We start from the raw sequence: 16,591 nt of genomic DNA, 5'->3' as shown, positions 1-16,591 counted from the left end.
ATATCGCCAGCAAACTCCCTTGGTTTCCGGGCCCCTTCACCCCTTCCGCCAGGCCCCTTCATCCCGTCCGGCCGGATGGGAGAGCAGGCGGATCCACTGCTCCGCCATCCCCAGATCTCGGGATACCGCGCCTTCCTCACGGCCCCGTAATTTTCGGTGAGAAGTCAGCGAGGCGCTTCCGTCCCGGAGGCGCAAGCGGGCCACTTTCGGGCGAGGGGAGGGCGGTTCCATGTTCGTGAGCGCGATTGCCGCCGCGAGGTTCGGCATGTCGATGACGCTGGGAAGGCCGTTCCACCGCCGCTCCCTGGACCGCTTGCTCGACGGGATGCGGGCGGCCCAGCGGGAGTTCGGCGGCATCGCCGTCGGCGACGGCGACGACCTGCTCGGCGGCGCCGTACTCGACCCCGAGACGCGGCGCATGGTCCAGGGGAAGCGTCTGCGCACGCAGGCCTTGCGCGCCGCGGCGGAGACCGACTTCTACGCGGAGGTGTTCAGGCGCCACGGAATCGACGCGTCCGCGATCAGTCATGATTCCGTCGCGTCGATCCCGGTCACGTCCAAGCAGGCACTGCGCGACAAGCCGTCCGCGTTCGTACGGAAAGGCGCCAGGCCCGTCCACACCTGCTCGACGACGGGGACGACGGGGCGGGCGACGACGGTGTGGCTGTCCGACGACGAACTGCACCTCGTGGCCACGCTTTCGACGCTCGCGCAGTTCCAGTCGGAGACGTTCCGTCCCGACGACCAGGTCCTGCTCGGGATCAGCCCCCGCAACCGGATCGCCGTGCACGCCACGTCCTTCGCCGCCGCGGCGGTGGGAGCGGCTGTCCGCATCGGCGGGATGATCGGTCCCGAGCAGATGCTCACGACGCTGGCAGAACACCATGCGATCCCCGGGCACAAGCCCCGGATCAGTGTGCTGACCGCACACCCTTCCTATCTCGCGCTGCTGGTGGAGACGGCGCGGCGGCGCGGCCAGGGGCCGGCCGACTTCGGCCTCGAACGCATCCTGGTGGGTGGCGAGATCCTCACCCGCGGCCTGCGTCGACGGGCCCGGGAGGTCTTCGGCGAGATCGAGTTCGAGGAGAACTACGCGCTGACCGAGCTGGTGCCGTTCGGCGGCGGCCGGTGCGAAAGGGGCCACATCCACTACGAGCCGGCCACCTGCCTCGTCGAGGTGCTCGACCTGCACGGGCGGCACCGTCCGGTCGCCGAGGGCGAGCCGGGCGTGCTGGTCGGCACTCCGCTGCCGCCGTTCCGCGACACCACTCTGCTCCTGCGGTACGACACCGAGGACGTGGTGCAGACCGTCGTGGGACAGCCGGACTGCACCATGAGCCGCCTGCCCGCGCTCGGCCAACTCCTCGGCAAGCGCCGCCAGGCCGTGTGCCACGACGACGGCTGGACCTTCGCCAGGGACGTCGTGGAGGCGCTGGAGTCGGTGGACGGTGTACCGCTGCCCGCCCGGTTCGGGTTCTGGGGGGTGCCGGGCGGCGTGGCCGTCGAGGTCGTGGCTCCGGCGGACCCCGCGCTCCGGGGCGAGATCGGGGTCGCGTTGGAGCGGCAGGGCGTTCCCCTCGCCGAACTCAGGGTCGAGGAAAGCCCCGACGGGCTGCGCCGGCCGGTCCCGCTCCGCTGCGACCTGCGGGAAGGGGAGTTGACCCCGAGCCCGCCACCCGCGGTGGTCGGGGCGGCGGCCCGAGGGGACCTGGCTGTCCGAGCTGTCCGAGGGGGACGGCCGTGATCCTCTCGATCCTCGTGGTGTACGCGTTCACGCTCCTCGCGGCGGCCGGGAGCTGGTGGTACTTCAGGCGGCAGCGGATCGCTCGGCCCCCGTTCGGCGTCATCAACCTCGGGGACGTGACGGTGGCGATGGCGGGACTCGTCCTGATCCCCCTGCTCTACATGGCGCTGCCGCTGGCGGTCGTGGTGTTCCTGCTCGCCTTCCTCACCCTCGGCGCCCTCCAGGTCGCCCTGCAACCGGTCCTCGGGCGCAGGTCCCTGTGGGTCGTGTGCCTCGGACTGATCGCAGCGGACGTGGCCCTCGGCCTCACCGTGGGCGTACGGAGCGACGCGTTCCTGCTGACCAACGACGCGATCATGGTGGTCGTGGTGATCGGCGTGGCCAACCTGTGGGCGCAGAGCGGGATGCGGGCGGCCCACGCGGCGGTGTTCGCCGCGGCCTTCACCGTCTACGACGCCCTCGCGACGTGGAAGTTCTCCGTCATGCTCCACCTCTTCGTCAAACTCACCAAGCTTCCGCTCTTCCCCCTGGTGGGCTGGGGACTCGACGACGTGCCGACGAGCTTCCTCATAGGCCTCGGAGACCTGCTCCTCGTCTCCCTCTTCCCGCTCGTGATGCGCAAGGCATACGGGAGGACGGCCGGCCTCTGCGCGCTCTTCGCGGGGCTCGCCACCACCGCACTCGTTCTCGTCCTCATCGCCGCGGACACCATCGGGCACACCATCCCCGTCATGGTCTTCCTCGGCCCCGTGATCGTCGCCCAGTACCTCTACTGGCGACTGAACCGTGGCGTGGAGCGGCCGACCCGGCAGTACCTGCGGGCCGAACCGCTCACACCGCGGACCCTCGACCGAGTCACCGAAGGAGGTGAACGACCATGACCAAGGCCAACCTCAGCTACCTCCGCTACGCCCTCTCCACGCTCGCGGCGGTGGGCTTCAGCGCTCACGGCTCCACCTGATCCACCACCACGGGTCAGCCGTGACCAGGGACGCCGGTCGTCGCGCAACAGCGCACGACCGGCGTTCCGCCGTGCCGCGTCACACCGTCGGGGAGGATCACGTGAACGTCCGCACGCGTCCACACCCGGGTCTGTCGACGAAATTGTCCGTGATCGGTAACGGACGCATCCCTCGGCCGCCGATCCCCGTCCTGCCATGTGGCCGCGAGTGACCGGGGAGCGGCGAGGGGCTGAGGGTAAAGGGGCGGGACATGGCACGGCACAGCGGCGGGCGTGGCTGGTACGGCAAGCTGATCGGGGCGGCGCTCGGGGTGACGATGCTCGCCACGGGTGCAGGGGTGTGGAACGCACAGGCCGGTACGACAGACGACTCCCCGGCGGCGAAGGCACCGAGCAGCGCCGCCAAGCCGGTCTCGGCGACCATCGCGCACGCCTCGGAGGCGGGGAAGCGCGGCATCAACCTCACCATCGACGACGGCCCCGACCCCAAGTGGACCCCTCAAATGCTCGACCTGCTGCGCGAGTACGACGTGAAGGCCACGTTCTGCATGGTGGGTACGCAGGCGCAGGCACACCCTGACATCGTGAAGAAGGTGGTCGCGGCCGGGCACCGCCTGTGCGACCACTCGGTGTCGCACGACACCGCCATGGACAAGAAGTCCGAGGCCTACCAGTCGCAGCAGATACTCGACGCCGAACGCATGATCACCAAGGCATCCGGTGGCGTACGCCCGATGTACTACCGGGCGCCCGGCGGCGCGTTCACCCCCGCCAGCCGCAAGCTCGCCGCTTCCAGGGGCATGCGCCCGCTGGGCTGGAATGTGGACAGCAAGGACTTCGAACGTCCGGGCGCGGAAGCCATGGTCGCCACCGTCGAGCGGGAGCTTCCGGGCGGCCCGACCGTCCTCTTCCACGACGCGGGCGGCGACCGCACCCAGACCGTCGAGGCCCTGCGCACGCTCCTCCCCCGGCTCAAGCAGCAGGGCTACACCTTCGGCTTCCCGGTCCGCTGAGCCCCGGCCGGGGCCCGGTCACGGCAACCGCCGCTGCCGGTTGAGCTGCCGCACCTTCTCACGCAGCACCTCGCCCGGCGGCGCCTGCCCGGCCTTCTCCGGCGGGCAGTCCCACTCCCGGCCACCGCCGAGGGGCCTCAGCTGTACGAGTCCGCCCTCGCACCCCATGACCAGCCCGACGCTGCCGTCCCGGTAGTCGACGGCGTACGTCCCGGCCTCCGGAACACTCGGGTCGCCGTTCACCGCGCGTCCTCCAGTACGGCGGCCAGCCGCAGCGCCGTATCGAGGTTGCAGCGCCCCAACTCGATCAAGGGAAGCGCCCCTTCGGCCGCCGCCGTCAGCGGGTCCATCCGCAGCGAGGGCAACGTGACCCCTGCCCCTTCGAGACCCACTCTCAACTGCCGCACGGCCTCCTCGGCCGCCCGCACCCGTTCCTCCGCCGTCAACGCCATGACCTCCGCCTTTCACACACAGTGTTCCCGTTTCCTCACCCAGCGTGGTCACTCCCGGCTAGCCTGAACAGCGATGGAGCATCAACAACCCGCCCTGTACGACCGGGAGTTGCCATGCCAGGACCGAAAGACCTCGACCCCTCATCGTCACCGCGCGCCTTACTCGGCGCCGAGCTGCGCCACGCCCGCGAGCGGGCGGGACTGAGCCAGGAGGAACTGGGCACACCCCTGTTCGTCAGCGGCTCGTTCATCGGCCAGCTGGAGGCGGGGACGCGACGGATGCACTTGGAGTACGCGCGACAGATAGACGAACTCCTGGGCACGGACGGCTTCTTCGAGCGGAACTGTGCGGCTATCGCGAAGTCGAAGTATCCCGATCACTTCGCGGAGGCGGCTGAGGCGGAGTCGATCGCGACGGCCATCAGGGAGTACGCGCCACTCCTGATCCCGGGACTGCTCCAGGCACCGGAGTACGCACGGGCCATCTTCCGCGATGGGCGCCCGAGGGCAACGGACGAGGCAATCGGCGAACTGGTAGCCACCCGCCTGGAACGAGCACACCTGCTCACCGGTCCAACAAGCCCGCTGTTGTGGGCAATCCTCGACGAGGCGGTACTACGCCGGAAGGTCGGCGGACCTGCGGTGATGTCGGAAGCGCTACGGCACGTCGTGGCCGTAGCGCACAAGTGCAGGGCCGTCATTCAGGTACTGCCCTTCGAAGCCGGGGGACATATGGCCATGGGCGGCTCTCTGAAGCTCATGGAGTTCGAGAATGCACCGCCGCTCGCCTACCTCGAAGGCTTCCGGATCGGGCGACTTGAGGATGATCCGGCCTCCGTCACCGAGTACCAGCTGGCCTACGATCTGCTCGGGGCCAGCGCACTGTCTCCGCGAGAATCCCTGGCCCTGATCGAGGCAGTGGCAGAGGATTACGCACATGAAGAGCAACAGCCCTGAGCACGACCTGAGCACGGCGATCTGGCGCAAGTCCAGCTACAGCGGCGGCCAGGGTGGCGACTGCCTAGAGGTCGCCACCTGGCGTAAGTCCACGTACAGCGACGCGACCGGCGGCAACTGCCTCGAAGTATCCGACGGTCACCCGGAAATCGTCCCCGTCCGCGACTCCAAGAACCCCACCGGCCCGAAGCTCGTGTTCCGGGCCACGACCTGGTCCGCGTTCGTCACGAACCTCAAGGCCACCTGACAGCGAGAAAGGAACGGGAGGCGGGCCTCAACCCGCCCTCCCTCTCCCCCGTACCGGCCGCCGCAGCAGATAGACGCCCGCGGTCGAGACCAGAACCGCCATGCACGCGATGAACACAAGGCCCGCGCCCTCCAGGCCGAGCGGGCCCGTCAGTACGCCCACCCCGATGACCGGCAGCGAGATGCCCGTGTACGCGACCACGAACAGCGTCGAGATCACCGCCGCGCGCCGGTCCGCGGGAGACGCCTCGGCCACCGCGGACAGCGCCCCGCGGAACGCAAGACCCTGACCGCACCCGCCGACCAGTGCGCTGAGCACCACCAGCGGCAGCAGGTCCCACCGCAGCGCGCCCGCGAGCAGCGCGAGGCCGGCGAGGAGTCCGGCGCAGCCCAGTGGCAGTGACCGCCTCACTCCGACCCGGCCGATCGCCAACTGTCCGGCGGTCGATGCGAAGAAGGCAAGGGCGACGACCAGGCCGCTCACGGCGTGGTTCTCCACGTTCAGGGACTCTGCGAGGAACGCCGGGCTGACCGAGGTGAACACCCCGAACAGCGCGAAACCCACGAAGGAGGCGATCCCCGCGGGTACGAACACCGCCCGCACCTGCGGGGGCACACCGGGCCGCTGCGGCCGTACCGTGCTCAGCGGCCGCGGCTCCCGTACGGTCTCCGGGAGCCGCAACAGGACGGCGGCCGAGGCTGCGACCAGCGCGAGGTGCACGGCGAACGGCAGGTACAGCGGCCAGGCGGCGTACTGCGCGAGCACACCGGCGAGCAGCGGACCGCAGCCGAGACCGCCCATGTTGGCGGCCGTCGCCACGAACGTGGCCCGGGAGGCGCCGACGTACGGCGCCCTGTCCATCACGTACGCCGTGGCGGCCCCTGTGAACAGTCCGGCGGACAGTCCCGAAAGCAGCCGCCCCGCGTACAACCAGCCCATCCCGACGGCGGAGAGGAAGCAGACGGCGCTCGCCGCCGCGCAGCCCAGGCCCCACAGCAGCACCGGACGCCTGCCCACCACGTCCGAGACGTTGCCCGCCAGGAGCAGTACGCCGATGACCCCGAAGGCGTACACGGCGTACACGACGGTGACCGTCAGCTCGGAGAACCCGAACTTGTCCTGGTAGAGGCTGTAGAGGGGGGTCGGCAGTGTGGTGCCGGCCATGCACACGGCGAACACCGCCCCGCTGAGCAGGCACTGGCGCCAACGCCGGTGATCACCATCCATGCCGCCGACGCTAACCCCGCACACCGCCATCGCCTGCCATGACCTGGCCGACACCGCCGCCGGGCTGCTCGCCCCTACTTGTCAGCGAGCGCGGCCTTCCCTTCCTGATCGATCTTGCCGGCGAGGTTGGCGACGTTGGACAGCGCATTCCGGGACTCGCCGACGCCCCGGCCGACGCCGTTGAGGGCGGTTTTGCCCGAGCCGTTGAGGGCCTCCACCGTCGCGGAGTCGGGGGCGAGGTGGTCGACGTTGAGGTTGTCGTGCGCCTGGGCGAGCGCCCCGGTCGCGACGTCGCCGACCGAGGCGCTCGGCGCCGGGCCGGCCGCGAACGCCCCGGAAGCGGAGGCGCCCGCCATGGCCGCGGCGGCGGCACCTGTCATCAGAAACTTGGTGATCTGCATGTCAAGGGAAACGAAAAGCCCCTGACTACGTCACTGCCCTCACGGGGTGGTGAACAGCCACCACTGGTCCGTGCCGTTCTGCGAGCAGAAGAGCTTGCCCTTGCGCATGGTGTCTCCCTGCTGAGGTCGTCTTCGCGACAGAGTTCCCGCGCCGCGGCGGGGTGCGGGCGGCCGGGTCGGGCGCCGTGTTGGCCGACGCGCCGTCGGCCGGCACGGGCCGCTGCGCCGGTGCCACAGGTACGCCCCTGGTCGGCGGGGAACGCCCCTCGCGTCACACGCGTAATCGGCCGAAGTCGCCCTGTCCGAAAGGCCCCTGGCCCCGGCGCGGATCGCCGGGACCGGCTGTCGGCGGCTACCCGGCGTACCAAAGATGGCACCGAACGTCATGACCACGCGTACGCCATCGCACCGGTACTCCGGAGGGGACCTTCATGACCGAGCCCAACGAGCCCAACCAGCCCAGCGAGCCCGACCACCCTGACGAAGAGCAGATCGCCGAAGCCTGGAGGTCCGCCGCCCACATCACGCTGGCGCCCGGCCCCAGGGAGGTCCTCGAAGAGGCGCCCGCCCCGGACGAGGAGTGGACGCTGCCCGGCGGCAAGGCCTGGGTGTACCTCGCCAACCCCAAGTTCGGCCTGGACAAGCCGGTGCTCCTCGGCGACGGGTTCAACACGGGGCCCAGCGATCTGGACTTCTCCTGGGAGATCCTGGAGCGGGGCCCGTACCCGTTCATCAGCGAGCTGCGGCAGCGCGGGCGTGACGTCGTACTGATCGGCTTCGACGAGCGCAGCGCGTCCATCCTGGAGAACGCCGAGGTCGCGCGGGCCGCCATCCGCGAGGCGATCGCGCGGCGCAAGAGCGGCCATCCGCTGGCCGTCGGCGGGTTCAGCATGGGCGGCCTGGTCACGCGGTACGCGCTCGCCAAGATGGAGCACGACAGCGAGGATCACCGGACGGCGCTGTACTTCTCCTACGACAGCCCGCACCGCGGCGCCTGGATCCCGATCGCCCTGCAGTCCTTCGCCCACTACATCCGCAAGCTCAACTCGGCCTTCTCGAACCAGATGAACAGCCCGGCCGCCCGCCAGCTCCTGTGGCAGCACATCGCGGAGTGGGACGACAGCCCCGAGACCGACAAGGAGCGCACCGAGTTCACCGCCGAGCTGGAGCGGGTCGGCGGCTGGCCGCGGCAGCCCCGGAAGATCGGCGTGGCCAACGGCGTACGCACCGGCGAGGGCAACGGAATCGCCCCCGGCGAGCGGGCGTTCCGCGGCAAGGGCCTGGCCATCACCGGCACTCACCTCTACACGCAGCCCGCGGGCGAGGACCAACTCGTCGCGCAGCTACGGGTGGTGACCCTGCGCAAGCCGCAGATCCGCACCTCGGGCCTGCCCGAGATCGACGGCGCGCCCGGCGGCACCCTGGAGGGCTTCGGCATCCTCGCCGACGAGCTGAACAAGATCCCCGCGATCATCGGCCTCGGCTCGGAGGCCGAGATCCGCGAACACTGCTTCGTGCCCGCCGTCAGCGCGGTCGCCCTGCGCGACGTCGACACCCATCAGAAGCTGTACGAGCCCTTCCCGGAGAGCTCCGAGTCCGAGGACAGCGAACTGGACGAGTACCTCTGCGCCTCCCAGAACGAGGGCCACACCCTGGTCACCGAGGAACTCTGCACCTGGATCATGGACCGGCTGCCGTAGCCGCAGGGGCCCCGCTCCGGGTGACGGAGCGGGGTCACCTCACATCCACCGCGTCTCGCGGGCCACCGCCCGCGCCTCGCGGCACCACACCTCGTCGACGGGCGGCAGCTCGTCCCACGTCCACGGCTCGGCAGGGCTTCCGTCGGTCTCCAGGCCGTACGGTGCCTTCGGGGACCAGACACGCGGCGCCGGGCGCTGCGCAACCCGGGCCTCCAGACGCTCCGCCTCCTCCGCCAGGTCCGCCTTGCGCAACGCTTCCAGCAGGGCGTCCGCGCCCTCGACGCTGACCAGGGAGACCTGGGGTACGGCGTCGCGGGCCAGCCGCGCCGCGGCGGCGTACTCCTCGGCCTCCGTCAACTCGTCCAGGAACATGGCCAGTTGGTACGCATCACCGAGGCGCACACGGGAGCGGGTGAGCAGCCCGTCGATGACCCGCTCGGCCCATCCGTCCTGCCCGGCATCCCGCAACCGCCGCGCCAGCGTGAGACCGCCGCCCCGCTCGGCGCTGCGCCGCGCAAGGCGCTCCATCAGGTCGGGCCGCCCCATGTCGCGCAGTTCGCCCAGCAGGAAGCTCACTCGCGTATCGCCTGCGTCGGCCTCCGCCACGGCACGCTCGGCAAGCGCCGGGACCGCGCCCGTCCTGCCGAGCTTGGCCACCTCGGCGAGGAAGTACGCGGCATACTCCGGATCGCCGAGGGCCACCCCCTGCGCCACGGCCCGGTCGGCGATCCGCGCCGCGGCCTCCGTCTCCCCCATCTCGCCCAGCGTCCACAGAAGGTGGGTGACGCCCACGGCCCGGGTGACATCGACGTGCCGTGCCGCCTCCTGGACGAAGGGTTCCGTCAGGGCGCCCGCCACACCCGTGGCACGCAGTCCGTCCAGCATGAACGCGACATTCTCCGGATACCTCAACTCGACGTTTCCCACGGCTCGTTCGGCGAGGAGGCGGGCGGCATCGGTCATCCCGTCGTAGTAGCGCAACTGATCGAGTACGACCCCGACGGCCTCCGGATCGCTCACGTCCGCACCGGCCGCGAGCCGGCCGGCCAGCAGCCGCGCCGCCTCGGGCTCGCCCGCGTCGACCAGCTCCTCAAGGACCTCCAAGGCGCCGTCCTGGTCGCCCACGTCGACGCGCCCCGCCGCCTCCCGCGCCACGGCGGCGAGATCGGCGCCCCGGTCTCCCACGGCGTGCAGCAGCGCCAGAAGCGCGGCGGCGAGCCCCGCGTCGCCGAGGTCGGCACCGGGGAGCAGCCGGTCGGCGAGCCGGACGGCCGCGTCCAGGTGGCCCCGGCGCATCAGGCATCCCAACAGCCATGCGGCGAGCCGTGGTTCGGGAAGCCGCACCCGGGCCATCGGATCCCGGTCCAGGAGCGCCGCCTCCTGGTCGATCTGCGTCAGGTCGGACAGCAGTCCTGCGACCTGCTCCGGATCGGTCAGATCCACCCGTGCAACCGCCCGCCCCACGATCCGGTCCACAGGAGCCTGCCACTTCGCGCTGGCCACGCTCCACAGGAAGGCGCGGGTGCTCTCGCGCGACACGAGCCCGGCGTTCTCCGCGATCCAGAGCATCAACTCGTCGCCGCGCCACGCCTGGCGGGGCAGCGTGAGGAACAGGATCTCCAGCACATGCGGGTGGCCCGCGGCGATCAGCCGGCGCAACAGCAGCGTCGCCTGCTTCCGGAAATCGCGCCGCTCGGCTTCCCTGGCCGTCACGAACAGCTCGTGCGGGTCCGTCGTGTGCTCCTCAAGTGCCCGCCACAGCGCGGGACTCGGCGCGGGCAGCGCCTCCTCGGAGCGCAGCGCCTGCTCCAGGTAGTCGGCGGGCTCGTACGCCGCGTCGCCGCCCGCGGCCGTCCGTACGGCGACCAACGCGGTCAGTACGGAACGGATGTCCGTACGGCGGCCGTCGGGGCGCACCCCGGAGCAGAGGGAGCGCAGCGCGACGGCTGCCCAGTCGGGGTCGGCCGGCCGGTGTCTGGCATCGAGCGCGGCGTCGGCGACAGCGGAAAGCAGGGCGCCGGGCAGGGGGGCGTAGTGGTGCAGGCCGCGCGCCGCGAGCGCCGCGCTGATGAGCGCGTGCTCGACGTGGCTGAAGCAGGCGCCGGGGCCCGCGCCGAACGCCTCCCGCAGCTCGGGCCCGCCGCTGAGATGCGGCACGACAAGACCGTCGCGCGACCCCGCGTTCAAGGAGGCGGTCATCCGCTGGTCCCCGCTGGAATCGGCGAGCAGCCGCCAGCACTCGAGCTCCGGGCCCGTCAGCCGGTCGGGCACGGTCACTCTGCGCGTGGCGGGGGACGCGAGCAGCGCCCGGACGCGGTTGTGCGGGTCCGTCAGCATGTCGGGCCTGGCCAGGAACTCCTGGTAGGGCTCGGTCCACATGGTGCCCACCGCCACGATGCCGCGCTGTGCGAGCAGCAGTTGCCGCAGCAGGTCCGCCGCCGCCTCGGCGCCGGGTCCGCCGTGGAAGAAGCGCTGCGCCTCGTCGAGCCAGAGGACCGCGCCCGCGCCGATCCGCCCGGCGCGCAGCAGCTCCAGGAGACCGGCGTGACCCTCGGGCCGCAGCAGCGGCCGGTCGGGCGCGAGGGCGCGCAGCCCTTCGTACAGGGATCTCGTCTTCCCGGTGGAGGAGCCGCCGGTCACCATCACCAGGACGGAGCACTCCCCGGCGACGGCGGGCTCGATGCGGCGGCGCAGCTCTCCGTCGTGGCGGCGGCTCAGGTACGGGGTGAGGTACGGGAGACCGCCGGGGTCCGCTCCGGGCAGGACGGCTTCGTGCACCTCCAGGAGGGCCGGGTCCGCGTCGCCCGCGGACAGCACCGCCGCCGGGGAGCGGTCATCGCGCCGCACCGGCAGTGTGGCGTCCTCCCGGCGGGCGGCCCGTTCCCACAGTTCCCGCAGCCGGGCGACGCCGGCGCCGTCGGCCCCTGTGGCGCGGGCCAGGGCGTGGACGGTGCGCCAAGTGGGCGGCGGATGGCCGTCGTTGAAGGCGTGGCTGACGGTGGTGCGGCCAAGGCGGACACGGTGGGCCGCCGCGCGCCCGATGAGCCCGTCGATGGTCTGCCCCGCGCTGTCGCGCCGCTGCCTCAGCTCGTTGCGCAGCTGAGCGAGCGCGGCCGCGGCGTCGCCGCCCGCATCGCCGGCCACCGGCCGCCCTCCGCTTCCCCGTTCAACGGTGTCCCTGTTCAACGGCGTTCATTTTCCTCCAGGCGCACCCCGTTGCACACGGACTTCGGGACAGTCCTCACGTCCCTGCCGGACACACTCACCGAGGAGCCGTAGTGTCCCCGTCCCGTCTCGCCGTTCTCACGGCGCTCTCCCTGATCGTGGCGATCGCCCTGGACGTCGCCCTGCTCGCCGTCGCGGTCAGGACGCTGCTCGTATAGAAGGTCGTGTCGTACAGAAGGCCGTACAGAAAACGCCCGAGGGCGGCACCCCTTCGTGAGAAGGGGTGCCGCCCTCGGTACGTGAAGACTGGCCTACCGAGCCGAAGAGGCTCAGAAGTCCATGTCACCGCCCGGCATGCCGCCCGGAGCGGCCGGAGCGGCCTTCTCCGGCTTGTCGGCGATGACGGCCTCGGTGGTGAGGAACAGCGCGGCGATGGAGGCGGCGTTCTGCAGGGCAGAGCGCGTCACCTTCGCCGGGTCGAGGATGCCCTCGGCGATCATGTCGACGTACTCACCGGTCGCGGCGTTCAGGCCGTGGCCGACGGTCAGGTTGCGCACCTTCTCGACGACGACACCACCCTCGAGGCCGGCGTTGACCGCGATCTGCTTCAGCGGGGCCTCGAGGGCCAGCTTCACAGCGGCGGCACCGGTGGCCTCGTCACCCTCGAGCTCAAGCTTCTCGAAGACGGCGGCGGCCTGGATGAGGGCCACGCCACCACCGGCGACGATGCCCTCTTCGACGGCGGCCTTCGCGTTGCGAACGGCGTCCTCGATGCGGTGCTTGCGCTCCTTGAGCTCGACCTCGGTCGCGGCACCGGCCTTGATGACCGCAACACCGCCGGCGAGCTTCGCCAGGCGCTCCTGCAGCTTCTCGCGGTCGTAGTCGCTGTCCGAGTTCTCGATCTCGGCGCGGATCTGGTTGACGCGGCCCTGGACCTGGTCGCTGTCACCGGCACCGTCGACGATGGTCGTCTCGTCCTTGGTGATGACGACCTTGCGGGCGCGGCCGAGCAGGTCCAGACCGGCGTTCTCCAGCTTGAGGCCGACCTCCTCGGAGATGACGGTGCCACCGGTGAGGATGGCGATGTCGCCGAGCATGGCCTTGCGGCGGTCACCGAAGCCCGGGGCCTTGACGGCGACGGACTTGAAGGTGCCACGGATCTTGTTGACGACCAGCGTGGACAGGGCCTCGCCCTCGACGTCCTCGGCGATGATCAGCAGCGGCTTGCCCGACTGCATGACCTTCTCCAGGAGCGGGAGCAGGTCCTTCACGTTGGAGATCTTGGAGTTGACGATCAGGATGTACGGGTCATCCAGGGCCGCCTCCATGCGCTCCATGTCGGTCGCGAAGTACGCCGAGATGTAGCCCTTGTCGAAGCGCATGCCCTCGGTGAGCTCAAGCTCGAGCCCGAAGGTCTGCGACTCCTCGACGGTGATGACGCCTTCCTTGCCGACCTTGTCCATCGCCTCGGCGATGAGCTCGCCGATCTGGGTGTCGGCGGCGGAGATGGAGGCCGTCGAAGCGATCTGCTCCTTGGTCTCGACATCCTTCGCCTGCTCGAGCAGGGCGCCCGAGACGGCCTCGACGGCCTTCTCGATGCCGCGCTTGAGGGCCATCGGGTTGGCACCGGCGGCCACGTTGCGCAGACCCTCGCGCACCAGGGCCTGGGCCAGGACGGTCGCGGTCGTCGTGCCGTCACCGGCGACGTCGTCCGTCTTCTTCGCGACCTCCTTGACCAGCTCGGCGCCGATCTTCTCGTACGGGTCCTCGAGCTCGATCTCCTTGGCGATGGAGACACCATCGTTGGTGATCGTGGGGGCGCCCCACTTCTTCTCGAGGACGACGTTGCGACCCTTGGGGCCCAGGGTCACCTTGACGGCGTCGGCGAGCTGGTTCATGCCGCGCTCGAGGCCGCGCCGTGCCTCCTCGTCGAACGCGATGATCTTGGCCATGTGAAGTGGTCCTCCCGGACGGGGTGGAAATGCAAACGGACCGTGCCCGCGCCCGCGACGGACGGCCTGCGCGCCGTGTGGTTCCTTGCCCCACCCGGCCTGCGGACCTCGCTGACCCGATCCAAGTTCTGTCACTCTCACTGGGAGAGTGCTAAGCCAATGATTAGCACTCGCCCCCTACGAGTGCAAGCGCCTCTCACCGATCCCAGACGTACGAGGGGCCCGTACCCCTGTCGGGATACGGGCCCCTCGCCGTGAGTGCGTCGGTGGCCGATCGCGCCGAGATCAGACGGCGAGCTTGACCATGTCCGCCTGCGGACCCTTCTGGCCCTGCGAGATCTCGAACTCGACTCGCTGACCTTCTTCAAGGGTGCGGTAGCCGTCCATCTGGATCGCGCTGTAGTGGACGAAAACATCCGCACCACCGTCGACCGCGATGAAGCCGTACCCCTTCTCCGCGTTGAACCACTTGACGGTGCCCTGAGCCATGCCTAACTCCCCTATTACTGGCCCTTGCACGGGCCCGCACTTCGCGGACCCGGGTCAGACCTCACCCCCCCAATGGGATGTGGAGGTGTGCGCCGGAACGCGTCGACCGCGGCTGAATGTATCTGTCCAACTGCCGTCTGCAACAGGTCAATCGGACGAGAATTCCGGGCACGCCCGATCGGAAATATGCGGAGAATTTGCCGGACTTCAGGGCAAGTCGGGCCAGACAAATGCCGTGAACGGCTCAAATGGGCACTGCACTTTGGCTACTTCTTGTCGGCTCCGGACCGACTTCGTATATGCGCTCGGCACAAACGGAGAAGCTCGTTTCCCAACTGTACCGCGCTCAACCACACTGAATTGCCCCCTCCGCTTCTCTCGCGGAGGGGGCAATGGAGATAACACAGGGTGCTTGCGTAAAGGATCAGCCGCCGGCGACGGCGGGAATGATCGAGACGCCCGCGCCGTCCGGAGTGGCCGTCTCAAGCCCCTGCTCGAAACGGACGTCGTCGTCGTTCACGTACACATTCACGAAGCGGCGCAGCTTGCCCTGGTCGTCCAGGACGCGGGCGGCGATACCGGCGTGGTTCTTCTCCAGGTCGGCGATGACCTCGGAGAGGTTCGCCCCCTCGGCGGCAACCTCGGCCTGACCGCCGGTGTAGGTGCGAAGAATGGTGGGGATGCGGACGTTGACGCTCATGGGGTTCACCTCAGAGTTACGGGGAGGGAGCGCCCCTGAAAGGGGCGCGGGGAACTGCGCGACCAGCCACGACGGCCCCGCAGACAAGCGGACAAGCTCAGCCTGCAAGACCCGCTTCGCGGAACGCGTCCAGGCTGGGCCGAATGGTCGCGGTGGCCTGGGACGTCTCAGCAACGGCGTCCAGGGTCTTCAGGCCGTCCCCGGTGTTGAGCACAACGGTGGTGAGGGACGGGTCGATGAGACCGGCCTCGATCAGCTTCTTGGCAACGCCCACCGTCACACCACCGGCGGTCTCCGCGAAGATCCCTTCCGTGCGAGCGAGAAGCTTGATCGCATCGACGACCTGCTCGTCGTTCACGTCCTCCACCGCACCCCCCGTACGCCGCGCGATGTCGAGGACGTACGGCCCGTCGGCCGGGTTGCCGATGGCCAGCGACTTGGCGATGGTGTTCGGCTTCTGGGGACGTACGACGTCGTGCCCCGCCTTGAAGGCGGCCGACACCGGCGAGCACCCCTCCGCCTGCGCCCCGAAGATCTTGTACGGCTTGTCCTCAACGAGGCCAAGCCGGATCAGCTCCTTCAGACCCTTGTCGATCTTCGTGAGCTGCGAGCCCGAAGCGATCGGGATGACCAGCTGGTCAGGAAGGACCCACCCCAGCTGCTCACAGATCTCGTACGCGAGGGTCTTGGAGCCCTCGCCGTAGTACGGCCGCAGGTTGACGTTGACGAAGCCCCAGCCCTCGCCCAGCGGGTCGCCGATGAGCTCGGAGCAGAAGCGGTTCACGTCGTCGTAGTTGCCCTCGATGCCGACGAGCTCGCCGCCGTACACCGCGGCCATGACGACCTTGCCCTGCTCCAGGTCGTGCGGGATGAACACGCAGGAGCGGAAGCCGGCGCGGGCGGCGGCGGCGCCGACGGCACCGGCGAGGTTGCCCGTCGAAGAGCACGAAAGAGTCGTGAACCCGAAGGCGCGCGCAGCCTCGAGCGCCTGCGCCACGACACGGTCCTTGAAGGAGTGCGTCGGGTTGCCGGAGTCGTCCTTGACGAACAACTTGCCCTGCTCGACGCCGAGTTCACGGGCGAGGTTGTCGGCCTTGACGAGCTGGGTCCAGCCGGGGTTCAGGTTCGGCTTGTCGGCCACGTCGGCGGGGACGGGGAGCAGCGGAGCGTAGCGCCAGATGTTGGCGGGGCCGGACTCGATCTGCTTGCGGAGCGCCTCGGGGTCACCGGTCGGCAGGTCGTAGGCCACTTCGAGCGGGCCGAAACAGGCCTGACAGGCGAAGATGGGGCCGAGCGCGTAGAGCTCGCCGCACTCGCGGCAGGAGAGGCCCGAAGCGGGGCCGAGGTCTACGGAGTTCGTAGCGGTGGTGGTGTCGTTCGTTGCGACAGTCTGCGCAGCCATGGAGGCGAGGCCCTTTCTCCTCATCTTCCCCGCGGCGCATCTCGCCGCGAGACGGAATTGGCACCTTCCCCACCGTGACCTCGTCGGTCGGCGGGAGGGTTGCCGGGGCTTCAACGGGCCGTATCCCTCTGCCCCTCTGGATGAGCGCTATGGCGCCGGGCTCGCGGTCCCGGTGCATTTG

Annotated in this window: 15 protein-coding genes and 1 riboswitch; of the genes, 6 read left to right on the top strand and 9 right to left on the bottom strand. The window is 70.0% G+C overall.

Annotated elements, in window-relative coordinates; all coding sequences use genetic code 11:
• Nucleotides 1–229 precede the first annotated feature (229 nt).
• The 3 genes from AB0G47_RS30480 to AB0G47_RS30470 all read left to right on the top strand — a co-directional run bounded on the left by AB0G47_RS30480 (nucleotide 230) and on the right by AB0G47_RS30470 (nucleotide 3,718).
• On the top strand, nucleotides 230–1,744 hold the full coding sequence (locus AB0G47_RS30480) for an AMP-binding protein (RefSeq protein WP_360776564.1): 1,515 nt from the start codon (nucleotides 230–232) through the stop codon (nucleotides 1,742–1,744).
• Nucleotides 1,741–2,625 (top strand): hypothetical protein, encoded by an 885-nt coding sequence (locus tag AB0G47_RS30475; RefSeq protein WP_360776562.1) that lies wholly within the window; start codon nucleotides 1,741–1,743, stop codon nucleotides 2,623–2,625. Before AB0G47_RS30480 ends, AB0G47_RS30475 begins: the two co-directional genes overlap by 4 nt.
• A gap of 331 nt (nucleotides 2,626–2,956) precedes the next feature.
• The gene (locus AB0G47_RS30470) at nucleotides 2,957–3,718 is read left to right on the top strand and encodes a polysaccharide deacetylase family protein (protein ID WP_360776560.1); all 762 of its coding nucleotides are present in this window, start codon (nucleotides 2,957–2,959) and stop codon (nucleotides 3,716–3,718) included.
• An 18-nt stretch (nucleotides 3,719–3,736) separates the two neighbouring features.
• Here AB0G47_RS30470 and AB0G47_RS30465 read toward each other — a convergent pair whose 3' ends face one another.
• Complete coding sequence (locus AB0G47_RS30465) at nucleotides 3,737–3,961, bottom strand: hypothetical protein (protein WP_360776558.1); 225 nt, start codon at nucleotides 3,959–3,961, stop codon at nucleotides 3,737–3,739.
• The gene (locus AB0G47_RS30460) at nucleotides 3,958–4,170 is read right to left on the bottom strand and encodes a hypothetical protein (RefSeq protein ID WP_360776556.1); all 213 of its coding nucleotides are present in this window, start codon (nucleotides 4,168–4,170) and stop codon (nucleotides 3,958–3,960) included. Before AB0G47_RS30460 ends, AB0G47_RS30465 begins: the two co-directional genes overlap by 4 nt.
• 114 nt (nucleotides 4,171–4,284) lie before the next feature.
• Here AB0G47_RS30460 and AB0G47_RS30455 point away from each other — a divergent pair, with 114 nt between their 5' ends.
• Together AB0G47_RS30455 and AB0G47_RS30450 are read left to right on the top strand one after the other, a co-directional pair.
• On the top strand, nucleotides 4,285–5,127 hold the full coding sequence (locus tag AB0G47_RS30455; protein WP_360776554.1) for a helix-turn-helix transcriptional regulator: 843 nt from the start codon (nucleotides 4,285–4,287) through the stop codon (nucleotides 5,125–5,127).
• On the top strand, nucleotides 5,108–5,374 hold the full coding sequence (locus AB0G47_RS30450) for a DUF397 domain-containing protein (RefSeq protein WP_360776552.1): 267 nt from the start codon (nucleotides 5,108–5,110) through the stop codon (nucleotides 5,372–5,374). The genes AB0G47_RS30455 and AB0G47_RS30450 overlap by 20 nt, the downstream gene beginning before the upstream one ends.
• Before the next feature lie 27 nt (nucleotides 5,375–5,401).
• On the opposite strand, the gene AB0G47_RS30445 is transcribed toward AB0G47_RS30450, so the two are convergent.
• Both AB0G47_RS30445 and AB0G47_RS30440 read right to left on the bottom strand, forming a co-directional pair.
• Nucleotides 5,402–6,601 carry an MFS transporter gene (locus tag AB0G47_RS30445; RefSeq protein WP_360776550.1) on the bottom strand — a complete coding sequence of 400 codons (1,200 nt, stop codon included), beginning with the start codon at nucleotides 6,599–6,601 and terminating at the stop codon, nucleotides 5,402–5,404.
• 74 nt (nucleotides 6,602–6,675) lie between these two features.
• On the bottom strand, nucleotides 6,676–7,002 hold the full coding sequence (locus AB0G47_RS30440; RefSeq protein WP_360776549.1) for a hypothetical protein: 327 nt from the start codon (nucleotides 7,000–7,002) through the stop codon (nucleotides 6,676–6,678).
• A 431-nt stretch (nucleotides 7,003–7,433) separates the two neighbouring features.
• Here AB0G47_RS30440 and AB0G47_RS30435 point away from each other — a divergent pair, with 431 nt between their 5' ends.
• Nucleotides 7,434–8,702, top strand: coding sequence for a hypothetical protein (locus AB0G47_RS30435; RefSeq protein ID WP_360776547.1), 1,269 nt, complete (start codon nucleotides 7,434–7,436; stop codon nucleotides 8,700–8,702).
• 39 nt (nucleotides 8,703–8,741) lie between these two features.
• Here AB0G47_RS30435 and AB0G47_RS30430 read toward each other — a convergent pair whose 3' ends face one another.
• The 5 genes from AB0G47_RS30430 to thrC form a co-directional block, all read right to left on the bottom strand.
• On the bottom strand, nucleotides 8,742–11,846 hold the full coding sequence (locus AB0G47_RS30430) for a helix-turn-helix domain-containing protein (protein WP_360776545.1): 3,105 nt from the start codon (nucleotides 11,844–11,846) through the stop codon (nucleotides 8,742–8,744).
• Nucleotides 11,847–12,196: 350 nt separating this feature from the next.
• Complete coding sequence (gene groL, locus AB0G47_RS30425) at nucleotides 12,197–13,819, bottom strand: chaperonin GroEL (RefSeq protein WP_360776544.1); 1,623 nt, start codon at nucleotides 13,817–13,819, stop codon at nucleotides 12,197–12,199.
• Between the two features lie 285 nt (nucleotides 13,820–14,104).
• A complete protein-coding gene (locus AB0G47_RS30420) occupies nucleotides 14,105–14,308 on the bottom strand; it encodes a cold-shock protein (protein ID WP_005315736.1) in 204 nt (67 codons plus the stop codon).
• A gap of 424 nt (nucleotides 14,309–14,732) precedes the next feature.
• On the bottom strand, nucleotides 14,733–15,008 hold the full coding sequence (locus AB0G47_RS30415; RefSeq protein ID WP_360776541.1) for a MoaD/ThiS family protein: 276 nt from the start codon (nucleotides 15,006–15,008) through the stop codon (nucleotides 14,733–14,735).
• A 97-nt stretch (nucleotides 15,009–15,105) separates the two neighbouring features.
• Complete coding sequence (gene thrC / locus AB0G47_RS30410; protein ID WP_360776539.1) at nucleotides 15,106–16,410, bottom strand: threonine synthase; 1,305 nt, start codon at nucleotides 16,408–16,410, stop codon at nucleotides 15,106–15,108.
• Nucleotides 16,411–16,427: 17 nt separating this feature from the next.
• Nucleotides 16,428–16,557: riboswitch (SAM riboswitch) on the bottom strand.
• Nucleotides 16,558–16,591: the final 34 nt, after the last annotated feature.

The sequence above is a fragment of the Streptomyces sp. NPDC021622 genome (genome assembly GCF_040640795.1).
In the GTDB taxonomy this organism is placed as follows: Bacteria; Actinomycetota; Actinomycetes; order Streptomycetales; family Streptomycetaceae; genus Streptomyces.
The sequence above is the reverse complement of the archived record's forward strand: the minus strand, read 5'-3'. Positions and strand labels throughout refer to the sequence as shown.